Source organism: Alteromonas gracilis, assembly GCF_036870955.2.
GTDB lineage: Bacteria > Pseudomonadota > Gammaproteobacteria > Enterobacterales > Alteromonadaceae > Alteromonas > Alteromonas gracilis_A.
The window spans coordinates 1,724,623-1,745,091 of record NZ_CP145482.2 but is presented as its reverse complement, the minus strand read 5'-3'; the positions used below and the strand labels follow the sequence as shown (position 1 = coordinate 1,745,091).

The 20,469-nt window shown below is 44.9% G+C and carries 18 protein-coding genes and 2 pseudogenes; 14 read left to right on the top strand and 6 right to left on the bottom strand.

Features of this window, described 5'->3' with window-relative positions; translation table 11 throughout:
• Positions 1-68: 68 nt before the first annotated feature.
• The gene (locus V6N89_RS08480; protein WP_338517181.1) at positions 69-1,400 is read left to right on the top strand and encodes an NCS2 family permease; all 1,332 of its coding nucleotides are present in this window, start codon (positions 69-71) and stop codon (positions 1,398-1,400) included.
• 77 nt (positions 1,401-1,477) lie between these two features.
• Here the strand turns inward: V6N89_RS08480 and V6N89_RS08475 are convergent, their stop codons facing one another.
• Genes V6N89_RS08475 through V6N89_RS08465 form a run of 3 tightly spaced genes read right to left on the bottom strand, consistent with a single transcriptional unit; the run spans position 1,478 to position 3,344 of the window.
• On the bottom strand, positions 1,478-1,735 hold the full coding sequence (locus tag V6N89_RS08475; protein ID WP_338517180.1) for a DUF3862 domain-containing protein: 258 nt from the start codon (positions 1,733-1,735) through the stop codon (positions 1,478-1,480).
• 33 nt (positions 1,736-1,768) lie between these two features.
• Positions 1,769-2,698, bottom strand: a complete 930-nt coding sequence (puuE, locus tag V6N89_RS08470) for an allantoinase PuuE (protein ID WP_338517179.1) — start codon at positions 2,696-2,698, stop codon at positions 1,769-1,771.
• 1 nt (position 2,699) lies between these two features.
• The gene (locus tag V6N89_RS08465; RefSeq protein WP_338517178.1) at positions 2,700-3,344 is read right to left on the bottom strand and encodes a TetR/AcrR family transcriptional regulator; all 645 of its coding nucleotides are present in this window, start codon (positions 3,342-3,344) and stop codon (positions 2,700-2,702) included.
• Positions 3,345-3,864: 520 nt separating this feature from the next.
• Here V6N89_RS08465 and xdhA point away from each other — a divergent pair.
• From xdhA to V6N89_RS08430, 7 genes and pseudogenes are all read left to right on the top strand, one after another.
• Positions 3,865-5,305 (top strand): annotated as a pseudogene (gene xdhA, locus V6N89_RS08460) (xanthine dehydrogenase small subunit).
• Positions 5,298-7,668: pseudogene (gene xdhB / locus V6N89_RS08455) on the top strand (xanthine dehydrogenase molybdopterin binding subunit). Before xdhA ends, xdhB begins: the two co-directional pseudogenes overlap by 8 nt.
• Positions 7,658-8,527 carry a xanthine dehydrogenase accessory protein XdhC gene (gene xdhC / locus V6N89_RS08450; protein WP_338517177.1) on the top strand — a complete coding sequence of 290 codons (870 nt, stop codon included), beginning with the start codon at positions 7,658-7,660 and terminating at the stop codon, positions 8,525-8,527. Before xdhB ends, xdhC begins: the two are co-directional and overlap by 11 nt.
• Complete coding sequence (gene uraD / locus V6N89_RS08445; protein WP_346993647.1) at positions 8,514-9,017, top strand: 2-oxo-4-hydroxy-4-carboxy-5-ureidoimidazoline decarboxylase; 504 nt, start codon at positions 8,514-8,516, stop codon at positions 9,015-9,017. Before xdhC ends, uraD begins: the two co-directional genes overlap by 14 nt.
• 17 nt (positions 9,018-9,034) lie before the next feature.
• On the top strand, positions 9,035-9,367 hold the full coding sequence (uraH, locus tag V6N89_RS08440; protein WP_338517176.1) for a hydroxyisourate hydrolase: 333 nt from the start codon (positions 9,035-9,037) through the stop codon (positions 9,365-9,367).
• 5 nt (positions 9,368-9,372) lie between these two features.
• Positions 9,373-10,668, top strand: coding sequence for a guanine deaminase (gene guaD, locus V6N89_RS08435; protein WP_338517175.1), 1,296 nt, complete (start codon positions 9,373-9,375; stop codon positions 10,666-10,668).
• A gap of 15 nt (positions 10,669-10,683) precedes the next feature.
• Positions 10,684-11,928 carry a urate hydroxylase PuuD gene (locus tag V6N89_RS08430; protein WP_338517174.1) on the top strand — a complete coding sequence of 415 codons (1,245 nt, stop codon included), beginning with the start codon at positions 10,684-10,686 and terminating at the stop codon, positions 11,926-11,928.
• Between the two features lie 7 nt (positions 11,929-11,935).
• Here the strand turns inward: V6N89_RS08430 and V6N89_RS08425 are convergent, their stop codons facing one another.
• Entirely contained in the window at positions 11,936-13,249 is a 1,314-nt protein-coding gene (locus V6N89_RS08425; RefSeq protein WP_346993646.1) for a diguanylate cyclase, read from the bottom strand.
• A 490-nt stretch (positions 13,250-13,739) separates the two neighbouring features.
• On the opposite strand from V6N89_RS08425, the gene V6N89_RS08420 reads away from it, so the two are divergent.
• Together V6N89_RS08420 and V6N89_RS08415 are read left to right on the top strand one after the other, a co-directional pair.
• Positions 13,740-14,324, top strand: a complete 585-nt coding sequence (locus V6N89_RS08420; protein WP_338517172.1) for an NAD(P)H-dependent oxidoreductase — start codon at positions 13,740-13,742, stop codon at positions 14,322-14,324.
• Between the two features lie 121 nt (positions 14,325-14,445).
• Positions 14,446-14,718: a putative quinol monooxygenase gene (locus tag V6N89_RS08415; RefSeq protein ID WP_338517171.1), complete on the top strand. Its 273-nt coding sequence runs from the start codon at positions 14,446-14,448 to the stop codon at positions 14,716-14,718.
• Positions 14,719-14,865: 147 nt separating this feature from the next.
• On the opposite strand, the gene V6N89_RS08410 is transcribed toward V6N89_RS08415, so the two are convergent.
• Positions 14,866-15,234 carry a winged helix-turn-helix transcriptional regulator gene (locus V6N89_RS08410; RefSeq protein ID WP_338517170.1) on the bottom strand — a complete coding sequence of 123 codons (369 nt, stop codon included), beginning with the start codon at positions 15,232-15,234 and terminating at the stop codon, positions 14,866-14,868.
• A 250-nt stretch (positions 15,235-15,484) separates the two neighbouring features.
• Between V6N89_RS08410 and V6N89_RS08405 the strand changes: the two genes are divergently transcribed.
• From V6N89_RS08405 to V6N89_RS08395, 3 genes are read left to right on the top strand one after another with little or no spacing between them, the layout of a single operon-like run.
• A complete protein-coding gene (locus V6N89_RS08405; protein WP_202265032.1) occupies positions 15,485-15,976 on the top strand; it encodes a (2Fe-2S)-binding protein in 492 nt (163 codons plus the stop codon).
• Entirely contained in the window at positions 15,973-18,270 is a 2,298-nt protein-coding gene (locus V6N89_RS08400) for a xanthine dehydrogenase family protein molybdopterin-binding subunit (RefSeq protein ID WP_338517169.1), read from the top strand. The genes V6N89_RS08405 and V6N89_RS08400 overlap by 4 nt, the downstream gene beginning before the upstream one ends.
• 12 nt (positions 18,271-18,282) lie before the next feature.
• Entirely contained in the window at positions 18,283-19,044 is a 762-nt protein-coding gene (locus V6N89_RS08395) for a hypothetical protein (protein WP_346993645.1), read from the top strand.
• A 68-nt stretch (positions 19,045-19,112) separates the two neighbouring features.
• Here V6N89_RS08395 and V6N89_RS08390 read toward each other — a convergent pair whose 3' ends face one another.
• Positions 19,113-19,607 (bottom strand): acyloxyacyl hydrolase, encoded by a 495-nt coding sequence (locus tag V6N89_RS08390; RefSeq protein ID WP_338517166.1) that lies wholly within the window; start codon positions 19,605-19,607, stop codon positions 19,113-19,115.
• Positions 19,608-19,824: 217 nt separating this feature from the next.
• Here V6N89_RS08390 and V6N89_RS08385 point away from each other — a divergent pair, with 217 nt between their 5' ends.
• Positions 19,825-20,469, top strand: coding sequence for an NAD(P)H-dependent oxidoreductase (locus V6N89_RS08385; RefSeq protein ID WP_338517165.1), 645 nt, complete (start codon positions 19,825-19,827; stop codon positions 20,467-20,469).

The following is a 20,469-nucleotide window of genomic DNA, read 5'->3' as shown; positions in this document are numbered from 1 at the left end:
TTTGGTCAGTTTATTGCTTTAGCTAAATCTAAAAGTACAAAAATTCGATAACACCAAGAGATAAATGCATGTCCAACCACCTTATTGAGCGGCTTTTTAAGCTAGAAAATCATGGCACTACAATAAAAACAGAGCTTATTGCAGGCTTAACTACATTTGCTGCCATGTCCTATATCTTGGTCGTAAATCCAAGCATTCTTGGACTTAGCGGCATGCCCGTTGAGGGTTTGATAACCGTAACGGCGTTGGCGGCTTGCCTTGGCACGCTACTGATGGCGCTTATGACTAACTACCCTATAGCATTAGCGCCGGGCATGGGGCTAAACGCTTTTTTTGCCTTCACTATTTGTTTAGGCAGAGAAATCCCCTGGGAGGCAGCCCTCGGGATCGTATTCTGGAACGGCATTTTGTTTTTGGTGTTATCACTTACTGGCGTTAGAACAAAAATTGCAGAGTCCATCCCTCCTTCGTTGAAAGTTGGTGTGCAGTGCGGTATTGGCTTGTTTATCGCCTTTATCGGCTTAAAGAACGCGGGGCTAATAGTAGATAACCCTGCGACGTTCGTGCAACTTGGTGACTTGTCTGAGCCAGCAGTAATGCTTGCGATGGCAGGTATAATTTTTACAATCGTGCTAATGGTTAAGCGCGTTACTGGCGCTATTTTAATTTCTATTGTGACCCTTACGGTAATTGGTGCGTTCATCCCAACAGAAAATGGCTCGTTGACCGCTACACCTGACGCCATTGTCGGCATGCCTGAATCAATATCAAATACCTTTTTAGCCATGGACTTTTGGTACCCAATTGACCATATCGCTGAAACCTGGGATCTTATTTTTGCACTGATGTTTGTGAATATGTTTGACACGATAGGCACCTTGATTGGCGTTTCTCGCAAAGCCAATTTACTAAATAAGGAAGGTAAGCTGCCAAAAATTGGCCCTGCCATGACAGCTGATGCGACCGCAAGCGTGGTAGGTGCAGCAGTTGGTACCTCGCCAGTAACAAGTTACGTGGAGTCGGCGACAGGTGTATCCGCAGGAGGTAGAACAGGCCTAACAGCTGTCGTTGTCTCTATCTGCTTTCTATTGTCTCTGTTTTTGACACCGCTGATGAAAGTCATACCGCTGATGGCAACCACACCAGCCTTGTTAATGGTGGGAATATTAATGATGGAATCTATTCGCCAAGTTGACTTTGACGACCTGGGTGCGCTTGCTACAGCATCAGTAGCCCTTATCGCTATGCCGCTTACGTTCAGTATAAGCGAAGGTATTGCACTGGGTTTTATTACTTACGTGGGAATAAAAGTTGGAACAGGAAGGTTCAAAGAAGTGACTCCACTCACCTACGCATTGGCACTTATATTCCTGCTTCGCTATGTGCTGGATTTAAAATAATAAATGCGGGAACGATAAACACTAGCAACAAAAAAGGTGGCATCAAATGGCCACCTTTTTATCAAAATAGTTTAAGGCTATTCTAAACCGTCGTAGTTAAAGGTAATGGCTTTATCGCCCATAAAAACGATTTTTACGTGTTTAGCGTTTTCATCACCCCATGTGCAAGCCAGCGTTCCCATGGTTTTACCGCAGTTATCAGCAGAGCCTATCACTGCTTCCACCTCTTCTTGGCTCATTCCCATCTCTAACTTGTCATAGTTTTCTTTTGTCAATTTAGAACAAGCACTCAGCGCTAATGCCCCACATACTACTGCGATTAATTTTGCTTTCATTTTCGTGTCCTTTTCGTTTTCTTCAACTGTACGCTATTGTGCCGAGTTGTCACTATCGTCTTTAGGATGAAACTCGAGCCAATGACGAGCGATATCTTCTCTCGTTGCTAGCCATACTTTATCGTGCGATTGTATGTATTCAATAAATCGCTTTAGGGCAGCCATTCTCGCGGGTCGACCGATAATTCTATTGTGTAAGCCAATAGAGAGCATCTTTGGTGAGTCATCACCCTCTTCATATAGCACGTCAAACGCGTCTTTTAGGTATTGAAAAAACTGCTCTCCACTATTAAAACCTTGAGGCGTTGCAAAGCGCATATCGTTAGTATCGAGCGTATAAGGCACCATTAGAAGAGGTTTACTATAATGGCAGTCGTAATAGGGCAAATCGTCGGCATAGGAGTCAGCGCAGTAAAGAATATCATCTCGCTCTGCAATCAGCTTTAGTGTATTGGGGCTAGTCCTTCCCGTGTACCAACCAACAGGCTTACTGCCCGTTAGTTGTTCGTGCAAGATTATAGCGTCATCAATTTGCCTGCGCTCTTCGGCTTCATCCATATCTTGGTAATGCACCCAACGCATTGCATGGCTAGCTATTTCCCACCCAGAGTCAAGCATTGCTTTCACTGCTTCAGGATGGCGCTGCAATGCCATGGTTACACCAAATACCGTAACCGGAACTTGATACTGGTTAAATAGCTTATGTAAGCGCCAAAAGCCAGCACGGCTACCGTACTCATATATCGACTCCATACTTAAATGACGGTCGTTGTATGCTTGAGCCCCGATAATTTCAGATAGGAAAACCTCAGATGAAGCATCACCATGGAGAACGCAATTCTCACCGCCCTCTTCGTAATTTAAAACAAACTGCACCGCAATTTTGGCGCCCTCTGGCCATTGAGCATGTGGTACCTTGCTGCCATATCCAATGAGATCTCTTGGGTAGTGACTTTGTGACATGTTACTCCTCGAACCGCGCAGGCACAGCCAAACCACAGCCACCCAATACGAGTTTAACGACTTGCTTTGTTGCTTGTTCAAAATCAGCTTTTGTCATCTTCTTGCCGCGAAGTCGCGTTATTTGTGCTGAAAAGTCGGCATAATGCTGTGTGCTCGCCCATATTGTATAAAGCAAGTACTCACCTTCGATAGGCGGCAGTTTATTTGCTTTTATCCACGCTTCAATCAATTCTAATCGGCCTTTCATCCATAGCGCATGTTCTTCGTCAAAATAACCGCTTAGGTTCTGTGCACCATTGATAATTTCCATTGCAAAAATCTTTGAAGCCATTGGATGTGTTCGAGACACTTCCATTTTTTCTGCAATGTATGTCGCTAATACTTCAGCTGGATCATCGTCGACCGTCGCCTTGTCAAAGTGTGAGTTCCATAGAGACAGTGTCTCTTCAAGTACAGCAACGTATAGCTCTTGTTTTGTTTTGAAGTAGTACAAAACGTTTGTTTTAGGTAAGCCAGCTTCGTCTGCAATTTTTTGCACCGCTGTCCCTTTAAAGCCAAATTGTGCAAAGCACTTTTCTGCGGCTTGAAGAATCTTTCTTCTATTCATAGCACCGACACCAGCGTCAGCGCTCTTTACCTTCATCATTATTATTTAAATTCCTTTGCAATGTTGTTTTGCAAGCGCACCTACAACGTCTTTATAACAAGAACACGCGCATTTCAAAAGTATACAACGCTACTGAGCAAGCTCCTATTGCTACATTAGCATGAATTTTGCCAATACTTTCTTTGAACCTTGCAGTTACACGGCAATATTGCTTTTTCAGTGTTTTCGGTTGTCTTGAGATAACGATAACGAATAAGTTTAAAAAAGCTTGCATGTAAATTGCTTAGTGTAAATTGCTTAGTGTAAATTGCTTAACTAGGTAGCTTGCACACCAGCGCACTGAAGTATGGTTTTTATCAACAGTGCGCTGACTAACATTAGTTACACCTTTTGCACTACCGTCTTTGACTTAACGTCAAACATTTGTGCATCTAAATTATGGCCTTAGCAGTACAGGCCATTTTTTATAAGCAAAAAATTGACCACTTGGTCTACTTTTATGATAAAAATACAGCTATATTAATGAATACAAAAAAGACAATAACTGGAAGGTGTGGGTATGATTCGCTTCCTTATTAACCAAGACATCGTTGAATTAAATGAAGCGAGAGCCGATCTCACTCTTCTGCAATACATACGAGAATATCGAAAAAACACAGGTACCAAAGAAGGCTGTGCCGCTGGTGACTGCGGTGCATGCACTGTAGTGCTGGCCGAAGTAAGCTAACGACAATGCCGCTAGTTTGCACTATCGTACGGTAAATAGCTGTATTACATTAATGAGCGCTGTTCATGGTAAGCAATTGATTTTGGTTGAACATTTATGTGAAGGAGAAAAACTGCACCCCGTTCAGCAAGCACTTGTAGACCATCACGGCTCGCAGTGTGGTTTCTGCACCCCGGGGTTCATTATGTCGATGTTTGCGCTATATCACACCGATAGCCAACCCAATCGGGAAGATGTATTACACGCATTGTCGGGCAATCTATGCCGCTGTACTGGCTATCGCCCCATTATTGATGCCACGCTAAAAGCATGTGAGCAGAAAGCGGACGACCAATTCACGCAACGCGAAGCAAATACGCTTTCCCGTCTTGAATCAATAACCGCAGACAATATCGGCACGGAACATATTCTAATGCCCACAAGTCGCGAAGCACTTCGAGATGCGATTGCTCAACACCCTAGTGCTCAGCTTGTTGCAGGCAGTACCGACTTGAGTTTGCAGTTTACCCAACAGCTTAAAAACGTTGATACATTGATTAGCCTTTCTCATGTTGACTCATTAAAGCAATGCACCAAAAATGAGCATTCTATTGTTATTGGTGCAGCATTACCTATCAATGATGCGGCCCCATTGCTTCTAGAACATTTTCCACAGGCGGCAGAGCTTATTACTCGGTTTGCCTCATTACCTATACGCAATCAAGCTACTATGGGCGGAAATGTCGCTAACGCGTCTCCCATAGGCGATTTGCCACCGTTGTTACTCGCATTAGAAGCGCGTCTGCATATCGACAATGGCGATTCGATAAAAGTAGTACCGATAAGTGAATTCTTTGAAGGCTATCGGAGAACCAAGCTTGCTCACGGTGAATGGATTTCAGCAATAGAAATTCCCCTACTACATGACAATCAGCAATTGGCAGCTTATAAAATCTCAAAACGCTTTGAAGATGATATTTCAGCGGTCTGTGCGGTATTCAAGTTAACCTTGGACAATGGCATCATTTCGTCGGTATCTAGCGGATTTGGTGGTGTGGCCGCAACGCCAATCCAATGTGAAGAATTACACAACGCACTAAAAGGTAAGGTCCTATCAAGCCACGAGACGATGAGCGTTGGCAAACAAATCTTATTTGATGCATTTACGCCTATTGATGATGTGCGCGCCAGTGCCCAGTATCGTAAAACGGTATTGGCAAATCTGTGGCATCGTTTTTGGCTAGAAAACCAGTCACAAAACAACATTGAAACTCGGGTGGTGCAGCATGCGTAAATTAATAGACACCGCAAACGCAACACAAATAAAGGCGCCAGTTGTTCATGTTTCGTCTAAACATGAGAGTGCAATTAGACAAGTGCAAGGTAGTGCGAATTACGTTGACGATATTGTCGAGCCGCAGGGTACGCTTTACGCAGCAGTAGGCTTAAGTCGCTGTGCCAAAGGCATTATCTCATCAATAGATTTAGATGCGGTTAAGGCAAGTGAGGGAGTCGTTGACGTAGTTACCATCGACGATGTACCAGGCCACAAAGATATAGGGCCAGTATTTGAAGGTGACCCACTGCTTGCCAATCAAGAAATAAAGTTTTTCGGGCAACCTGTGTTTGCCGTATTGGCTACCTCTGTACAACTGGCGCGACAAGCCGCGCAAAAAGGGCAAGTAGAGGTTGTAACACAATCATGCGGTACTTGATGCCTCGACAGCACATAAACACGAAACGTTTGTACGTCCTCTGCATCGCTTTGGGCAAAACAGCGATAAAGTCCAAAGTTCGCTAGATAACGCTTCTCACAAAACAAGCGGTACTTTATCTATTGGTGGTCAAGAACACATGTATCTTGAAGGTCAGGTTAGCCTTGCCATACCAGATGAAGAAGATCGCATGAAAATTTATACGTCTTCTCAGCACCCTAGTGAAGTGCAAAAACTGGTCGCAGAAGTACTAAATGTTAAGCTGCATCGCGTTATGGTGGATATGCGAAGAATGGGAGGAGGCTTTGGCGGCAAAGAAACTCAAGCTGCACAGTGGGCATGCATTGCTGCGCTGCTCGCTTCACGAAACCAGTGCGCAGTAAAACTTAGGCTACCTCGTTTTACCGATATGCACGTGACAGGCAAGCGCCACCCTTTTGAGAACCAGTTTGAAGTGGCATTTGATGCCACAGGAAAAATTGAAGCTACCCGAATGGATATAAACGGCATATGTGGCCACTCCCCTGACCTTTCAGATGCCATTGTCGATAGAGCGATGTTTCACGCCGATAACGGTTACTTCTTAGGCGACAGCGACATTGTTGGACACCGACTGCAAACCAATATGGTATCGCATACCGCCTATCGAGGTTTTGGTGGTCCACAAGGTATGATAATGGCTGAAGCTATGATGGACAAAGTGGCTCGCGAACTTGGTGTCGACCCTCTTTCTATCAGAAAACGGAATTTGTACGGGTCGTCTACGGGCACAACTACGCCTTACGGCATGGAAGTAGAGCATAATTTGTTGCCAGAGATGATCAGTGAATTGGAAACAAAAGCAAACTACTGGCAGCAAAGAGAAGCGATTACTGATTTTAATCGAACCAGCCCTGTTATTAAGAAAGGTCTTGCGCTAACACCGGTTAAATTTGGCATCTCATTTACCGCTAAGCACCTTAACCAAGCAGGTGCGCTTGTACATATCTATACCGATGGCAGTATTCAGGTAAACCATGGCGGCACGGAAATGGGCCAAGGACTGCATACAAAAATTGGTCAAATAGCCGCAAATGAATTTGGCGTAACGCTTGATATGATTGAAGTAACCGCCACACGCACAGATAAAGTGCCAAACACATCGCCAACCGCGGCTTCAAGTGGAACTGACCTAAACGGTAAAGCAGTGCAAAACGCCTGTATCACGCTAAAAAAACGCTTAGCAGCGTGTTTTGCTGAGTCTCAAAATCAGCCAGATTGCGCCGACCAAGTCCTGTTTCTTGATGGTCTAGTCGTACTAGGTGAAGCGACAATAGCATTTTCAGATCTTGTGCAAGCCGCCTATTTTGAGCGAGTTTCGCTGTCTGCAAGTGGCTTCTACAAAACGCCTAAACTTCAATACAACCGCGACACAGGTGAAGGCCGCCCCTTCTTCTATTTTGCTTACGGCGTATCAATGAGCGAAGTATCCATCGATACGCTTTCGGGCGAATATACCGTAGACAAGGTTGATGTTATCCACGACGTTGGCAATAGCCTCAACCCCGCTATAGACATTGGGCAAATAGAAGGTGCCTTTATTCAAGGCATGGGTTGGCTAACTACCGAAGACTTGAAGTGGAATGACGATGGCAAGCTCATCAGCGAGAATATGGCGACGTATAAAATACCCGCTATTGGCGATACGCCACCTGCATTTAATGTCTCCTTATACGGAAAAGAAAATGCAGAAGACAGCATTTACCATTCGAAGGCCGTTGGCGAGCCGCCCTTTATGTTGGCCATTTCGGTGTGGTGCGCGCTAAAAGACGCTATCTCAAGCTTGTCGGGCTATACGCAAGACCCACAGCTTGATACCCCCGCAACACCTGAGCGCGTTTTAAACGCGGTTATTGATATGCAAACAGCGTTAAGTACTGAAGGCGTTGGTTATGAAAGCTAATGCTTATCGCCCACAAACATGGTATGAGGGCATTGAGCGCTGCCAGCAGCGTAACGAAGCCTATGTTCTGGTCACCGTTGTGGGCACTGCAGGTTCAGCGCCTCGCGAAGCTGGCAGTAAAATGGTGGTTACCGCAGATACGGCAATTGATACCATTGGTGGCGGGCACCTTGAGTATGACGCGATAAAGCGAGCAAGAGAACTTTTGTCCAAAGGACAAGCAAGCACGCACCTACACAGCTATCCATTAAGCAGCTCGCTTGGGCAGTGCTGTGGCGGTGCAGTAAAAGTGCTGTTCGACGTATGCAATATGCACCAACAGCATATTGCTGTTTTTGGGGCGGGCCATGTAGCTAAGGCGCTTATTCCAATACTGGCACAGCTTCCCGTTCGCATATCCTGGATTGATAATCGAGACGCGCTGTTCCCTGAAAGCTTGCCTGCAAATGTGAGTAAAGTTGTTGAAGATGAGCCAGAAACTGAAATTCCTCACCTTGCGGATGAAAGCTGGCTTATTGTACTCACTCACGATCACCAACTGGATTATCGTATTACAGAAAAAGCGCTGCATTATCCGTCACTGCCGTTTATTGGCCTTATTGGCTCTGATACCAAAGCTAAACGCTTTACGACCAAGTTAGCGCATCGTGGGTTTGGTAAAGAAGACCTAGCGCGTTTATATACGCCCATTGGTAACCCTGATGTGCCGGGCAAGCTTCCTATCGAAGTAGCGGTGTCTATTTCAGCGCAACTTATTGAGCGACTGCATCAGCAAAAAGAAAATCAGCAGGATAAAGCGCAAACCACTAGGTTACGCAACATGAATGAAGAAAAGGAGTATCTCCATGACACTAAATGAGCTCAATATTGCTGACATTACTTCAGCACGACGATGGTTTGAACAGTGTTGTGCTTCTTCGACTTGGATTGATTTTATGGTTAAAGCTCGCCCTTTCAAAGATGTGGACGGCGTTACTCAAGCAGCCGTAAATGCGTGGAGTCGATGCGATAACCAAGATTATTTAGAGGCGTTTTTAGCCCACCCTATGATTGGAGACGTAGACTCTCTGAGAAAGAAGTTTGCAAACACGAAAGCTATCGCTGCAGGTGAACAATCCGGTACTTCGGTGGCCTCCGAAGAAGTACTTCAGCAATTAAAAGCGGCGAATAAGGCTTATTTAGACAAGCACGGCTTTATTTTTATTATCTGTGCAATAGGTCTCTCAGCCGACACTATGCTACATGAACTTAATATTCGACTTCCCAATACGACAGAGCAAGAAATTGAAACGGCGGCAGCACAACAAATTAAAATTACGCTTTTGCGTCTTAACAAAGCATTAGCGTAAGTATTAAGGACACTATTATGAATACGCTTTCTAGCCATGTGTTAGACACTACCCTTGGCAAGCCTGCACAAGGTATTGCACTTACTTTAACGACCCCTAGCGGCGAAACGCTCAAAGGCGAGACTGACGGCGACGGCAGATTTAACCAATGGGCTGCGAATAACGAAAATGGTTTTCCCGCAGGCATTTACACGCTGCGTTTTCATTGTAAGTCTTATTTAGAACGTCAGCATGGCAAAAGTTTTTATCCACATATCGACATTGCGTTTGAGCTTGAAAACAACGACGGTCACTATCATGTGCCGCTTTTAATTTCACCTTTCGGTTTCAGCAGCTACAGAGGCAGCTAATAAACATGCAGCTATTTCGTGCAAGTATTGCGCATTTCCCTAAGCACACTTCAGACTTTGAAAATGATATCGTTGTGTATCAAGATGGCGGCTTGTTGATTGACGGACAACGTATTGTTGCCATAGGTACTTTTAATGCAATCAGCGCGCAACACCCCAACGCCAATGTTATAGATCATTCAGGGAAGTGGATTTTACCGGGTCTTATCGATAGCCACCTTCACTATCCTCAAACTCAAAGTATTGCCAACTATGGCGAACAACTACTGAGCTGGCTGGAGAATTACACATTCCCTACAGAAATGCAGTTCGCAGATAGTGACCATGCCAGTGTAATTGCGAATGTATTTATAAGGCAGCTACTCAAAAATGGCACCACGACAGGCCTAGTATTCAGTACGGTACACAAAGACAGTTGCGAAGCGCTGTTTCATGCCTCAAGCGACATCAATATGGCAATGATTGCAGGCAAAGTGTGTATGGACAGAAACTGCCCTACATCGCTGCAAGATACCGCAGAACAAGCGCAAAAAGACTGCGCTTCGTTGATAGAAAAGTGGCATAACAAAGGCCGTAACAAATACGCCCTTACACCGCGCTTTGCCCCTACGAGCACTGAAGCTCAGCTTGCCGCATTGGGTGAACTAGCAAAGCAATACGACGATGTCTTTATTCAGACGCATCTATCTGAGAATCTAGATGAAATAGCGTGGGTTAAGAGCTTGTTTCCTCAGGCTGAGGGATATCTGGATGTATACGACAAATTTGACTTGGTCCGCGAACGTGCCGTTTTTGGGCACGGAATTCATTTAACGCCAAATGAATGGGCAAGATTGGGGGATGCAAACGCCACCATTGCATTTTGTCCAACATCCAATTTGTTTTTAGGTAGCGGCCTTTTTGATATGACTGCAGCGCGAGCCAACAATGTTCATGTTGCACTAGCTACCGATGTAGGCGCTGGCACAACGTTTAATATGTTAAAAACCTATGGTGATGCATACAAAGTAAGTCAATTACGCAATGCACCTATCAGCCCCCTAGAAGGCTTTTATTTGATGACGCAAGGTGCAGCGAATGCACACGGGCTCGACGGTGAAATTGGTAACCTAAACGCGGGAACCGTTGCAGATTTTGTTGTTGTAGAGCCCAGATTTGATGAACTTACGTCACTTCGCATTCAACCAGAAGCTTCGTTTGACGATGTCTTTTTTGCATTGAGTATTTTGGGTGACGACCGCGCTATCGCGCAAACGTGGGTGAGCGGTGAATGCCGTTATCGTAACACGCTGCTACAGTAGATAAGGAGAATAATAATGCCGTGGCTCGATTGGTTAAGTCTTTTTGTTCGGTGGTTTCATGTTGTCGCTGGTGTGGCGTGGATTGGTGCGTCGTTCTATTTTATATGGTTAGACAATAACTTGCGTACGCCACCTAAATGGAAGCAAGACAAAGGGATCAAAGGCGATTTATGGGCCATTCACGGCGGTGGATTCTATGAAGTCGCCAAGTACGCTTACGGCCCCGAAGAAATGCCGCAAACTCTCCACTGGTTTAAGTGGGAAGCGTACACCACGTGGCTATCTGGTTTCGCACTGCTCATTATTGTTTACTATTTTGGTGCTTCGGCCTATTTGATAGACCCATCAATAAACGCTATGTCGCCCTCCACGGCCATATTATTGGGGTTGGCGTTAATTTTTGGTGGATTGACGCTTTATGAACTCGCTTGCCGCAGCCCTTTAGCCAAGTACCCCCTTGCTTTTGGCATAGGTCTAATTGCACTGATATGTATTGCTGCTTATTTGTCTACGCACTGGTTTAGCGGTCGCGGCGCGTATATTCACGTTGGTGCGTTGATAGGTACGATTATGGCGGGGAACGTGTTTTTCAATATAATGCCAAACCAACGCAAAATGGTCGCTGCGGTTGCAGAAAAACAAGACATCGACCCACGCTGGGGAGCAAGCGCGAAACTGCGTTCAGTACACAACAATTATTTTACGCTACCGCTGCTGTTTATCATGATTTCGAATCACTATCCCATGACATATCAGCATTCTCAAAGTTGGCTTGTTCTTATCGCTATTATGGCAGCTGCCGCATGGATAAGGCACTTTTTTAATCTTCGACACGTAGGCATCACAAAGCCCAGTATATTAGTATCAGGGGCTGCGGCCATGCTTGCCATTACGTTTTGGGTTTCAATGCCACAGCTCGCAGCTAATAGCCCCATCACGGGCGCGCACGATGTATCAAGTTCGCTAAATTCTGATAGCGATACACATCAAGAAAACGACATTCGTGTTACCAAAGAGCAAGTTACATCAATCGTTTCTACTCATTGCGTTAGCTGTCACTCGAGAACACCAACTGATGATATATTCAAAGTTGCCCCCGTCGGAGTAGTGCTTGATACGTGGGATGACATTGAGCGCTTTGCGCCGCAAATTGTAAGACGAGCAAGTGTTACGAAAGACATGCCATTTTTGAATAAAACAGGTATGACTGACCAGGAAAGACAATTACTTGCTGATTGGTTTGCAGCTAAGGATAAATAGCGGGTATTTAAACATTGTGAAGGCACACTAAGTGTGCCTTCACCCTAGCCCACATCTTCCATTTCTTCGTCGCAATTATGCTGCCTTTTTTCGAGTACATGGCCTCATCGGCGAGATCCAACCACTCCTGCACCGACGATATTCCGTGATCCCACTCTACCCATCCCAAGCTGAAGGAAATGGGAATGGTTTTTCCGCAGTCCAGTGTAAGGCAGAATTCATTTTTCTCCACTCTTTCAAAAAACGCTTCTGTCTCGCGTTCATCCGTTCCGTAGAGCAGAACGACAAACTCATCTCCGCCAATTCTCCCAAATCTGTCGCTATCTCTGAGTAGGCTCTCCATGGTTTTTGCAAAAAAAGATAGCGCTAAGTCGCCAACTTTATGCCCATAGTCATCGTTAATTGTTTTAAAGTTATTGAGATCAACAAAGACAAGCGTAGACACCTTTTGACCGCGTTCCATACGGCTAATCTCGTTACCCAATTGGCATAGGATTTCACGACGATTTGCAAGCCCTGTTAACGCGTCTGTTTTTGACAGCATCTCCAATTTCGCTACGGCGCTCATTAATGCGTGTTGTTGTGCTTTTTCTTTTGTAATGTCATCGGCAGTGCCTAATATCAACGTCTGCTGTTCGCTAGAATCGTAAATTAGGCTACCTCTATCATGAAGGTGTTTAATGTTGCCTGAGGCATCCACAATGCGATATTGAATATCCCAATTTTGTAGGGGGCGTTTGTTAAAAACCTTTAGGACTCTAGCGCGGTCTTCTTCAAAGACATGATCAATAAAGGCTACGGGACTGCAATAAAGCTCGTACTCATTCCGACCATATATATTGGCGTAACCGTCGTTGACGTAATGAAGCTTTTCCAGTGTTGGCGTAGCAACCCAAATAAATGTGCGATCGGAAAACGCACTGACAATTTTGCTAAAAAGTGCATCTACCTTAAATAGCTCAGTTTCAATCCTTTTTTTGTCGTCAATGTCTTCTACTACCGAAATGAAATACTCGGGTTGCCCACTTTCGTCTCGGACTAATGACACTGTCAGCCTGCCCCACACCAATACACTATCGCTTCTCACGTATTGCTTTTCTATGGCGTAGTTCTCTATTTCGCCTTTTAATAGTCGCTCTAGTTGAACCAAATCTTCCTGTAAACATTGGGGAGCCGTGAGCTCTTGAAAGCTAAGCTGGGTGAGCGCTTCTTTGGTATAGCCTAGAAACTGGCACAGTTTCTCGTTGACACGTATAAAGCCGCCATCTAAGCCCACGTGAGCGAGCCCTACAGCGCAATAAAGAAAGGTTTTTTCAAACATGGGCCAGCGCCCTCGGTAACAACTGCATTCCATCGCCCTCAATGTTGTTTTTTAATTATGTTTTGAGGGAGTGCACTGTACACATACACTTTCCTCATATACCTAGGAGTTTCTACTCTAAATATTAGTACACAATTGACGTATTCATACATTTAAGTGTGAAAATAGGAAAAAGGATTAGAAATCGCCATAAAATCCGACGGCAAACATATTCCTGCTATTCCATTAAGCGTTGTTGAAGCGACGCTCGCACATTTTCCTTTAGGCAAAGACACCTATAAGCCCATGCGTCAGGATGGTTGAAAAGAGCCAGACAAATTCAAAATGTTGATAGAAAACGGCGGATAGAATGCCTACATAACATGCTGAAAACTTCTGAGAAACTCTGGGCAAAGTAGATATTTAATAGGTAGTAACTAAAAAACCACTAATTGATTATATAAACTTAGTCACTAAAATAGACCACAACAAATACTAATGTGGAGTTTTTATGAAAAACGTTTTAATTATCAATGCGCACCAATACTACCCTTTTTCTGAAGGTCGTCTTAACAGTAGCTTAGTTGATCAAGCAACCTCACTTTTAACTCAAAAGGGCTACGATACTCGCCATGTGAATATGCTTGATGAGGTAGACGTACAGCAACAGTTAGAATTACACCAGTGGGCAGATATCATTGTTTTACAATCGCCTATAAATTGGATGGGGGTTCCTTGGTCTTTTAAGAAGTATATGGATGAAGTCTACACAGCAGGAATGGGTGGAGCGCTCTGTAACGGAGACGGTCGCTCTGCTGATGAGCCTAAAAAAGGCTATGGCACAGGTGGCACGCTAAAAGGGAAAAAATACATGATGTCAGTCACCTTTAACGCACCTGAAGAATCGTTTAATGATGACAGTGAGTATTTGTTTCAAGGCAAGAGCGTAGATGACCTCTTGTTTCCTATGCATGCGAACTTTAGGTTCTTCGGCATGGAGGCCCTCCCAACCTTCGCCGCTTTTGACGTGATGAAAAATGCTGACGTGGAAAACGACTTTAAACGCTTTAAAGCACATATCGAAAACACCTTCTAGCGCATGCCTTTTAACGCAAAGATTTGCGTAGCCAGCGGTTTTTGGTTACGCAGTCCTCGCGAATAACCTAGCATTGCTTTCTAACGAAACATATTAAACCTTACAATTGGAAACGAGTTATATGGCCGAATTTTCAGTGCTATTGTCGGCAAAAGAAGGTCAAACAGAGGCACTTGCAAATGTTTTGCAACCACTGGTCGAAGCTAGCCAGCGAGAAGAAGGGGCGGTTATGTATGACTTACATGCCTCTGGGGAAGGACTTTTTGTGATCACAGAAAAGTGGCAAAACCAAAAACTGCTTGATGCTCATGAAGCAACGCCACATTTTACTTCTTTTCAACGTGCCTCAGAAGGCTTGATTGACAGCGTCGTACGCCTACCAAAAACTGCATAACGACTTCGTCATTTAAGATAAAAGGGGCATTTTTATGCTTCTTTTATTTAGAGCGTGTTGACCTTTTCGGTACACTTTGCTGCAAAAGCGTACGGCAAAGGTCAACACGCTCTAGTTAAGCCCCTATTTTGTCTTTTCTAGTAAGCGCTATGCTGCATTGTCCTCGCTGTGGCTTTCTGACCATATGCGTAACTGTTCAAGGATATCAAGCGCCGAACGCCCAAAGTCTGTCAGGCTGTAGGCTACCGCAATAGGCCGCGTTTCAATAACATTGCGTGCCACCATGCCGTTATTTTCTAGCTCTTTCAAACGCTGGTCGACCATTTTTCTGCTTGCACCACCTAACATGCGACACAAATCATTAAAGCGCACTGGCTCATCTTTCAAATGATAGATAATGGACCCTGTCCATTTCCCACCGATTAAGCGCATTCCACGTTCAATAGCACACGGCTCATTGCACGTATTTAAAACTGTTTTTCTACCCTTAGCGTCTGTTTTTATTTCACTTTTCATTATTGTCCTCTGGAAAAAGCAGTAGTAACTAAAAGTATACTAATTGCTTTGCTGAACAAGGTAACTAAACTATACCACACGTCGTAATCGAGCTACAGATATAGGCATTAATTCATTAGTCTATAATCAATGGCTGCAGGTTCAAAAGGGCACCGCAAGGTCAATTTGATAGGCTAATACAGACAAGCATATCCCTTCAATTGGCTGGCGAGCGCATCACTAACCAACTAATCACACGGTGAATAATACCATGATTGAATTTACGTTAAACGGAAAAACAGTGCGCACCGATGCAGCACAAGATACCCCTCTCGTATGGGTAATAAGAGACGAATTTGGTTTAAAAGGTACAAAATTTGGCTGTGGTGTTGCTATGTGTGGTGCCTGTACGGTTCATGTTGAAGGCAATGCCGTTCGCTCATGCTCCTATCCTGTTTCTTTGGTTAAGGGAAAAGTCGTAAATACCATTGAAAGCTTTAACAATGAGCACCCTCTTCAAAAAGCATGGGTAGAAGAACAAGTCCCGCAATGTGGCTACTGTCAGTCAGGGCAAATCATGCAGGCAGCGACGCTTCTTGATAGAAATCCTAGTCCAAGTGACCAAGATATCGTGAACCACATGAGTACTAACTACTGTCGCTGTATGGCATATGTACGCATTAAAAAGGCCATAAAGCGCGCTTCTACTAATACAGTAGAAATCTTTGACCCACGCGCCACGTCTGAGGGAGAAAACGCATGAGCATGAAATCTTTAAGCCAAGCGAAAAAAGACAACATAAACCTTTCTCGTCGTTCGTTTATGGTGGGTACAGTAAACACAACACTGCTGATGGCGTTTGGCGCGTCAGCCATTCCTTCAGTTTTGTCAGCCAAAGAGGCCTTATCGAGCAAGACGTTCTCGCCCAATGTGTGGTTTGAAATGGACACTGCAGGAAATGTTGTGGTGAACATTGCCAAAGCCGAAATGGGGCAACATGTGGGTACGGCAATTGCTCGTATTCTGGCAGACGAGCTGGAATGTGACTGGGACAAAGTGTCTATAGTGCATGTAGATACCGACCCCAAATGGGGCTACATGGTAACAGGAGGTTCATGGTCCATTTTCCAAACGTATAAGCCCATGTCTCAGGCAGGAGCCGCTGGTCGCCAAGTGCTTATAAACGCTGGCGCAACACTGCTTGGCGTCGACCCATCGAGCTGTAAAGCACAACAAGGCTTCATTGTTTCTGGTAACCAGAAAATTAGTTACGGAGATATTGTTGCAAAAGGAAATGTGGATAAAACCTATTCCGCCGATGAATTAGGTGCACTCGCTATTAAACCTGGCAACAAACGTCACCTCATCGGTATAGGCAACGATTATAAAGCGCTAGATATACCGCCTAAGACTAACGGTAGTGCCGTATACGGCATTGATGTTGAAGTAGAAAATATGCTGTACGCGCGCCCTATTTTGCCCCCAACACGTTATGGGAGTACAGTCACTAATGTTGACGACAGCCAAGCCAAATCACTTCCTGGTTACAAAGGTTTTAAAATATTAACCGATCCTTCAGGTACTGTTGAAGGATGGGTTGCCGTTCTTGCCAACGACTATCCAACTGCCATAAAAGCGGTTGATAAAGTTAAAGTAAGTTACAACGCAGGTAAGACGGTAAATGTTAGCGAAGCCGATATTCAAAAAGAAGGCGAGCGCATTTGTCGCGACCGCAGTGAAGGGACGCTTTTTGTTGATGAAGGCAATGTTGCACTCGCACAAGAAAATGCGGCTAGCAGTATTGAGGCAATGTATACCACGGCTACAGCAAGCCACTTTCAATTAGAACCACTAAATGCCATTGCTGAATTTAAAGAAGGCAAGTGGCACATTCATACGGGTAATCAGTGGCAAGGCCTTACCCTTCCAGCTGTAGCAAAAGCCGCTGAAGTACCAGATTCGGATGTAGTTATTCATCAATACTATTTGGGCGGCGGCTTTGGACGTCGCTTATTTGGTGACTGGATAATTCCGGCACTTTTGACCGCAAAAGCGGCAGGTCAGCCTGTGAAAATGTTGTTTATGCGCCCTGACGATACCATGTTTGATCAGCCTCGCTCAGCATCTACATCACTATTTAATGCTTCATTTGATGGGTCGGGCAAATTTACTGGTATGGAGCATGCGCTAGCGGCTGGTTGGCCGACCTTGGCAATGGCGCCCGGCTTTATGCCTGATGGCGTTGATGGCAAAGGCAAGGTTGACCCATTTTCAGCATCAGGTGCCGATCACTGGTACACCATGGAGCATCACAGAGCTCGCGTTATCAACAACAAAGTCGCGCAAGACACCTTTACTCCTGGCTGGTTGCGCTCTGTCGGCCAAGGATGGATAGTTTGGGGGCTAGAGAGCTTTATCGACGAAATTGCTCATGAAACAAAACAGAACCCTGTGGACTTCCGTCTTGCTATGTTGGACGGCAAGGGTAAACAAGCAGGTAAAGCACCAGAAAGTGTGGGCGGCGCTAAGCGACTCGCGAACACTCTTGAAATACTCAAGAAAAAAACAGCGGGTGTGGTGCTTAGCGATAATGAAGGTATTGGCTACAGCGTAACGGCGGGACAGGAACGAACCATGCCAGCATGGCTAGCGACAGCAGCTCAGGTTCACGTTGATAAGCGCTCTGGCAAAATTACATTGAAAAAACTGTGGGTGGTGGCCGATGCAGGTATTGTCGTTCACCCCGATGGCGCAATGGCACAAATGGAAGGCTCGCTGCTTTGGGGCACCAGCCTTGCACTGTTTGAGCACAACGAAATTAAGGACGGCTATGTTGCCAAGAAAAACCTGCATACCTACTTACCACTTCGTATGAACGACGTACCAGAAATGGATATTGAGTTTGTTGAGAGTGACGAGTTTCCGGTTGGGCTTGGTGAACCTGGCGTTATTGGTGTTGCGCCCGCTGTAGGCAACGCTGTATTCGATGCCGTTGGCGTACGACTTCGTCACCTGCCAATGCTGGCCTCGCATGTTACCGATGCGCTAAAAGTATAAGGAGTGTTCACTATGAAGATATCATTTAAGTCTGGGCTAATGATAAGCCTAACGAGCGTTGTGGCACTATTAGCACTGTCAGTAACAGGATGCACAAATAACAGTAGCGTGACAAAAGCTAGCAGCGAACCGCTGCCAAAGGATGTTGCAACAGTAACCACGGCCTATACGGCTTATAAATCACAACCGAATGCAGAGACTGCATTTGCATACCTGTTTGATGTGGCCACCAGCCCACGGTGTGTGAACTGTCATGGTGTGGTTGAAAACGGCGCACATCGCCCAACGGTTGGTGACAACCGTACGCATCACCCAATGAACATCACTTCCATTAATAATCTTAAGATGGCAGTCCAAGATGGAAAATTTGTTCAGGTAGGTGAAACTAACCCTGTTAATTGTCGTGGTTGTCACCAAGATGAAAATGCGGATGAACCAGGTCGTCCACCCGGCGCGGCAAACGACCTGATGCCTGGTTTCGTGTGGCATATGCCGCCACCCACCATGATTATTGCGCGAGACGTAACGCCTGTGCAGCTGTGCAATAACTGGTTAAATCCGCAGCTAAATTCATTTTTGGCACAGCGGGGGGGACGTAATGATATGAAAACTTTCAAAAAAGAGTTTGAACATCACGTTAAAGACGACCCTCTCGTCCGATGGGCTTGGGCACCAGGTCCAGGGCGCACGCCAGCGCCAGGCACCCACGAAGACTTTGGCAATGCCATGTCAGTTTGGATTGACGCAGGTGCTCCCTGCCCCATTCAATCATAATTAAACGATGGCCCAATAAAAACCGCGCATTTGCGCGGTTTTTAAACATTGCCGAAGCGTAATGATGATCAAAAATGATAGTGTGCACTTAATACAAATGACTCAGAACCCGGATTAACATCGCCAAGGCCACCGTTTGAAATATGCCCAACTTCAGCTTCAAGTGAAATGCGCTCGTTCAATCGATAGAGGCCAGACAGTGAAGAGTAAAATTCAATAGAGTCACCTAGCTCTTCTGATTCATCTACGATACCGGCGTGAAATGCAACACGCACTGTGAAGTCTCCCTGCTGGTAAACATCTTTAGCAACACCAGCAGCAAAGTAGTGCTGACCTTCGTCTGCGGTAACAAGTAACACGGTAGGGCGCAAACCGTAGTAATTTTGTAATGGTTTATGGATATAAGCTGTATGCAGGGCGTAACGATCGGCTTCGTCAAATACGTTCCATACCGCACCGCCAACTTTAAGTTCGCTGCCTTGTGGAAGTGCAGAAGCGGAGAATGTCATTAAAGAAGAAACTGCTGATAGTGCAACTGCAAGTGTTTTAAGGTGTGTTTTCATGGTTATACTGTTCTTAGCAAAGTGTTGAAGTAACGTTCCGTCAAATCCATTATTTTCATCCGTGGGTGAATAATGGTAATCAAGTAACTTTTTTCAACCTAATAAACTTTAGTAACCTTATAACTTTGAAGAAATAGAAATTCGAAATTGATTTAACATCAACTAAAATTCAGAAATAAAAAACAAAAGCAGCACTAAGCTTGCTTGGAAAACGTGTATGAATAGCGATAAAAATAGCGACATTGATGAAAATAAGAATAGTAAAAAGGTTTTAGTGCTTTTTGCTCACCCTGCGCAGACACGCTCTGAAGTTAACGTTCCACTTTTTTCAGATGCACAAGCTAACAAGCATGTCACCGCGGTAGACTTATATGCCGAATATCCCGATTTCAATATTGATATAGAACGCGAACAACAGCGGCTTGTCGATCACGACATCGTTATTTTTCTGTATCCACTATATTGGTACTCAACACCGTCAATTTTAAAAGAATGGCAAGATCTCGTGCTTGAATATGGCTTTGCCTATGGTCACGAAGGTACGGCACTCAAGGGTAAACAGTTTTTATGTGCCATAAGCGCTGGCGGCAAAGAAGAAGCGTATCAAACTGACGGCTTCAATCATTTCACTATCCGTCAACTTCTCCAACCGCTTGAACAAATGGCAAGTATTACCCATATGACTTACCTTGCGCCTTTTGCATTATTTGGCTCTCGCACCGCGCAGGAAGAACATCGTATTAGCGATCACCGTCGAAAATGGACGACATTGCTCAATAAACTCGTCAAAGGCGAACTGAATATGGAAAAAGCAATGAACATCGAAAACCTAGCCGATTTGTGCACGCAGTCAGGAGAGTAA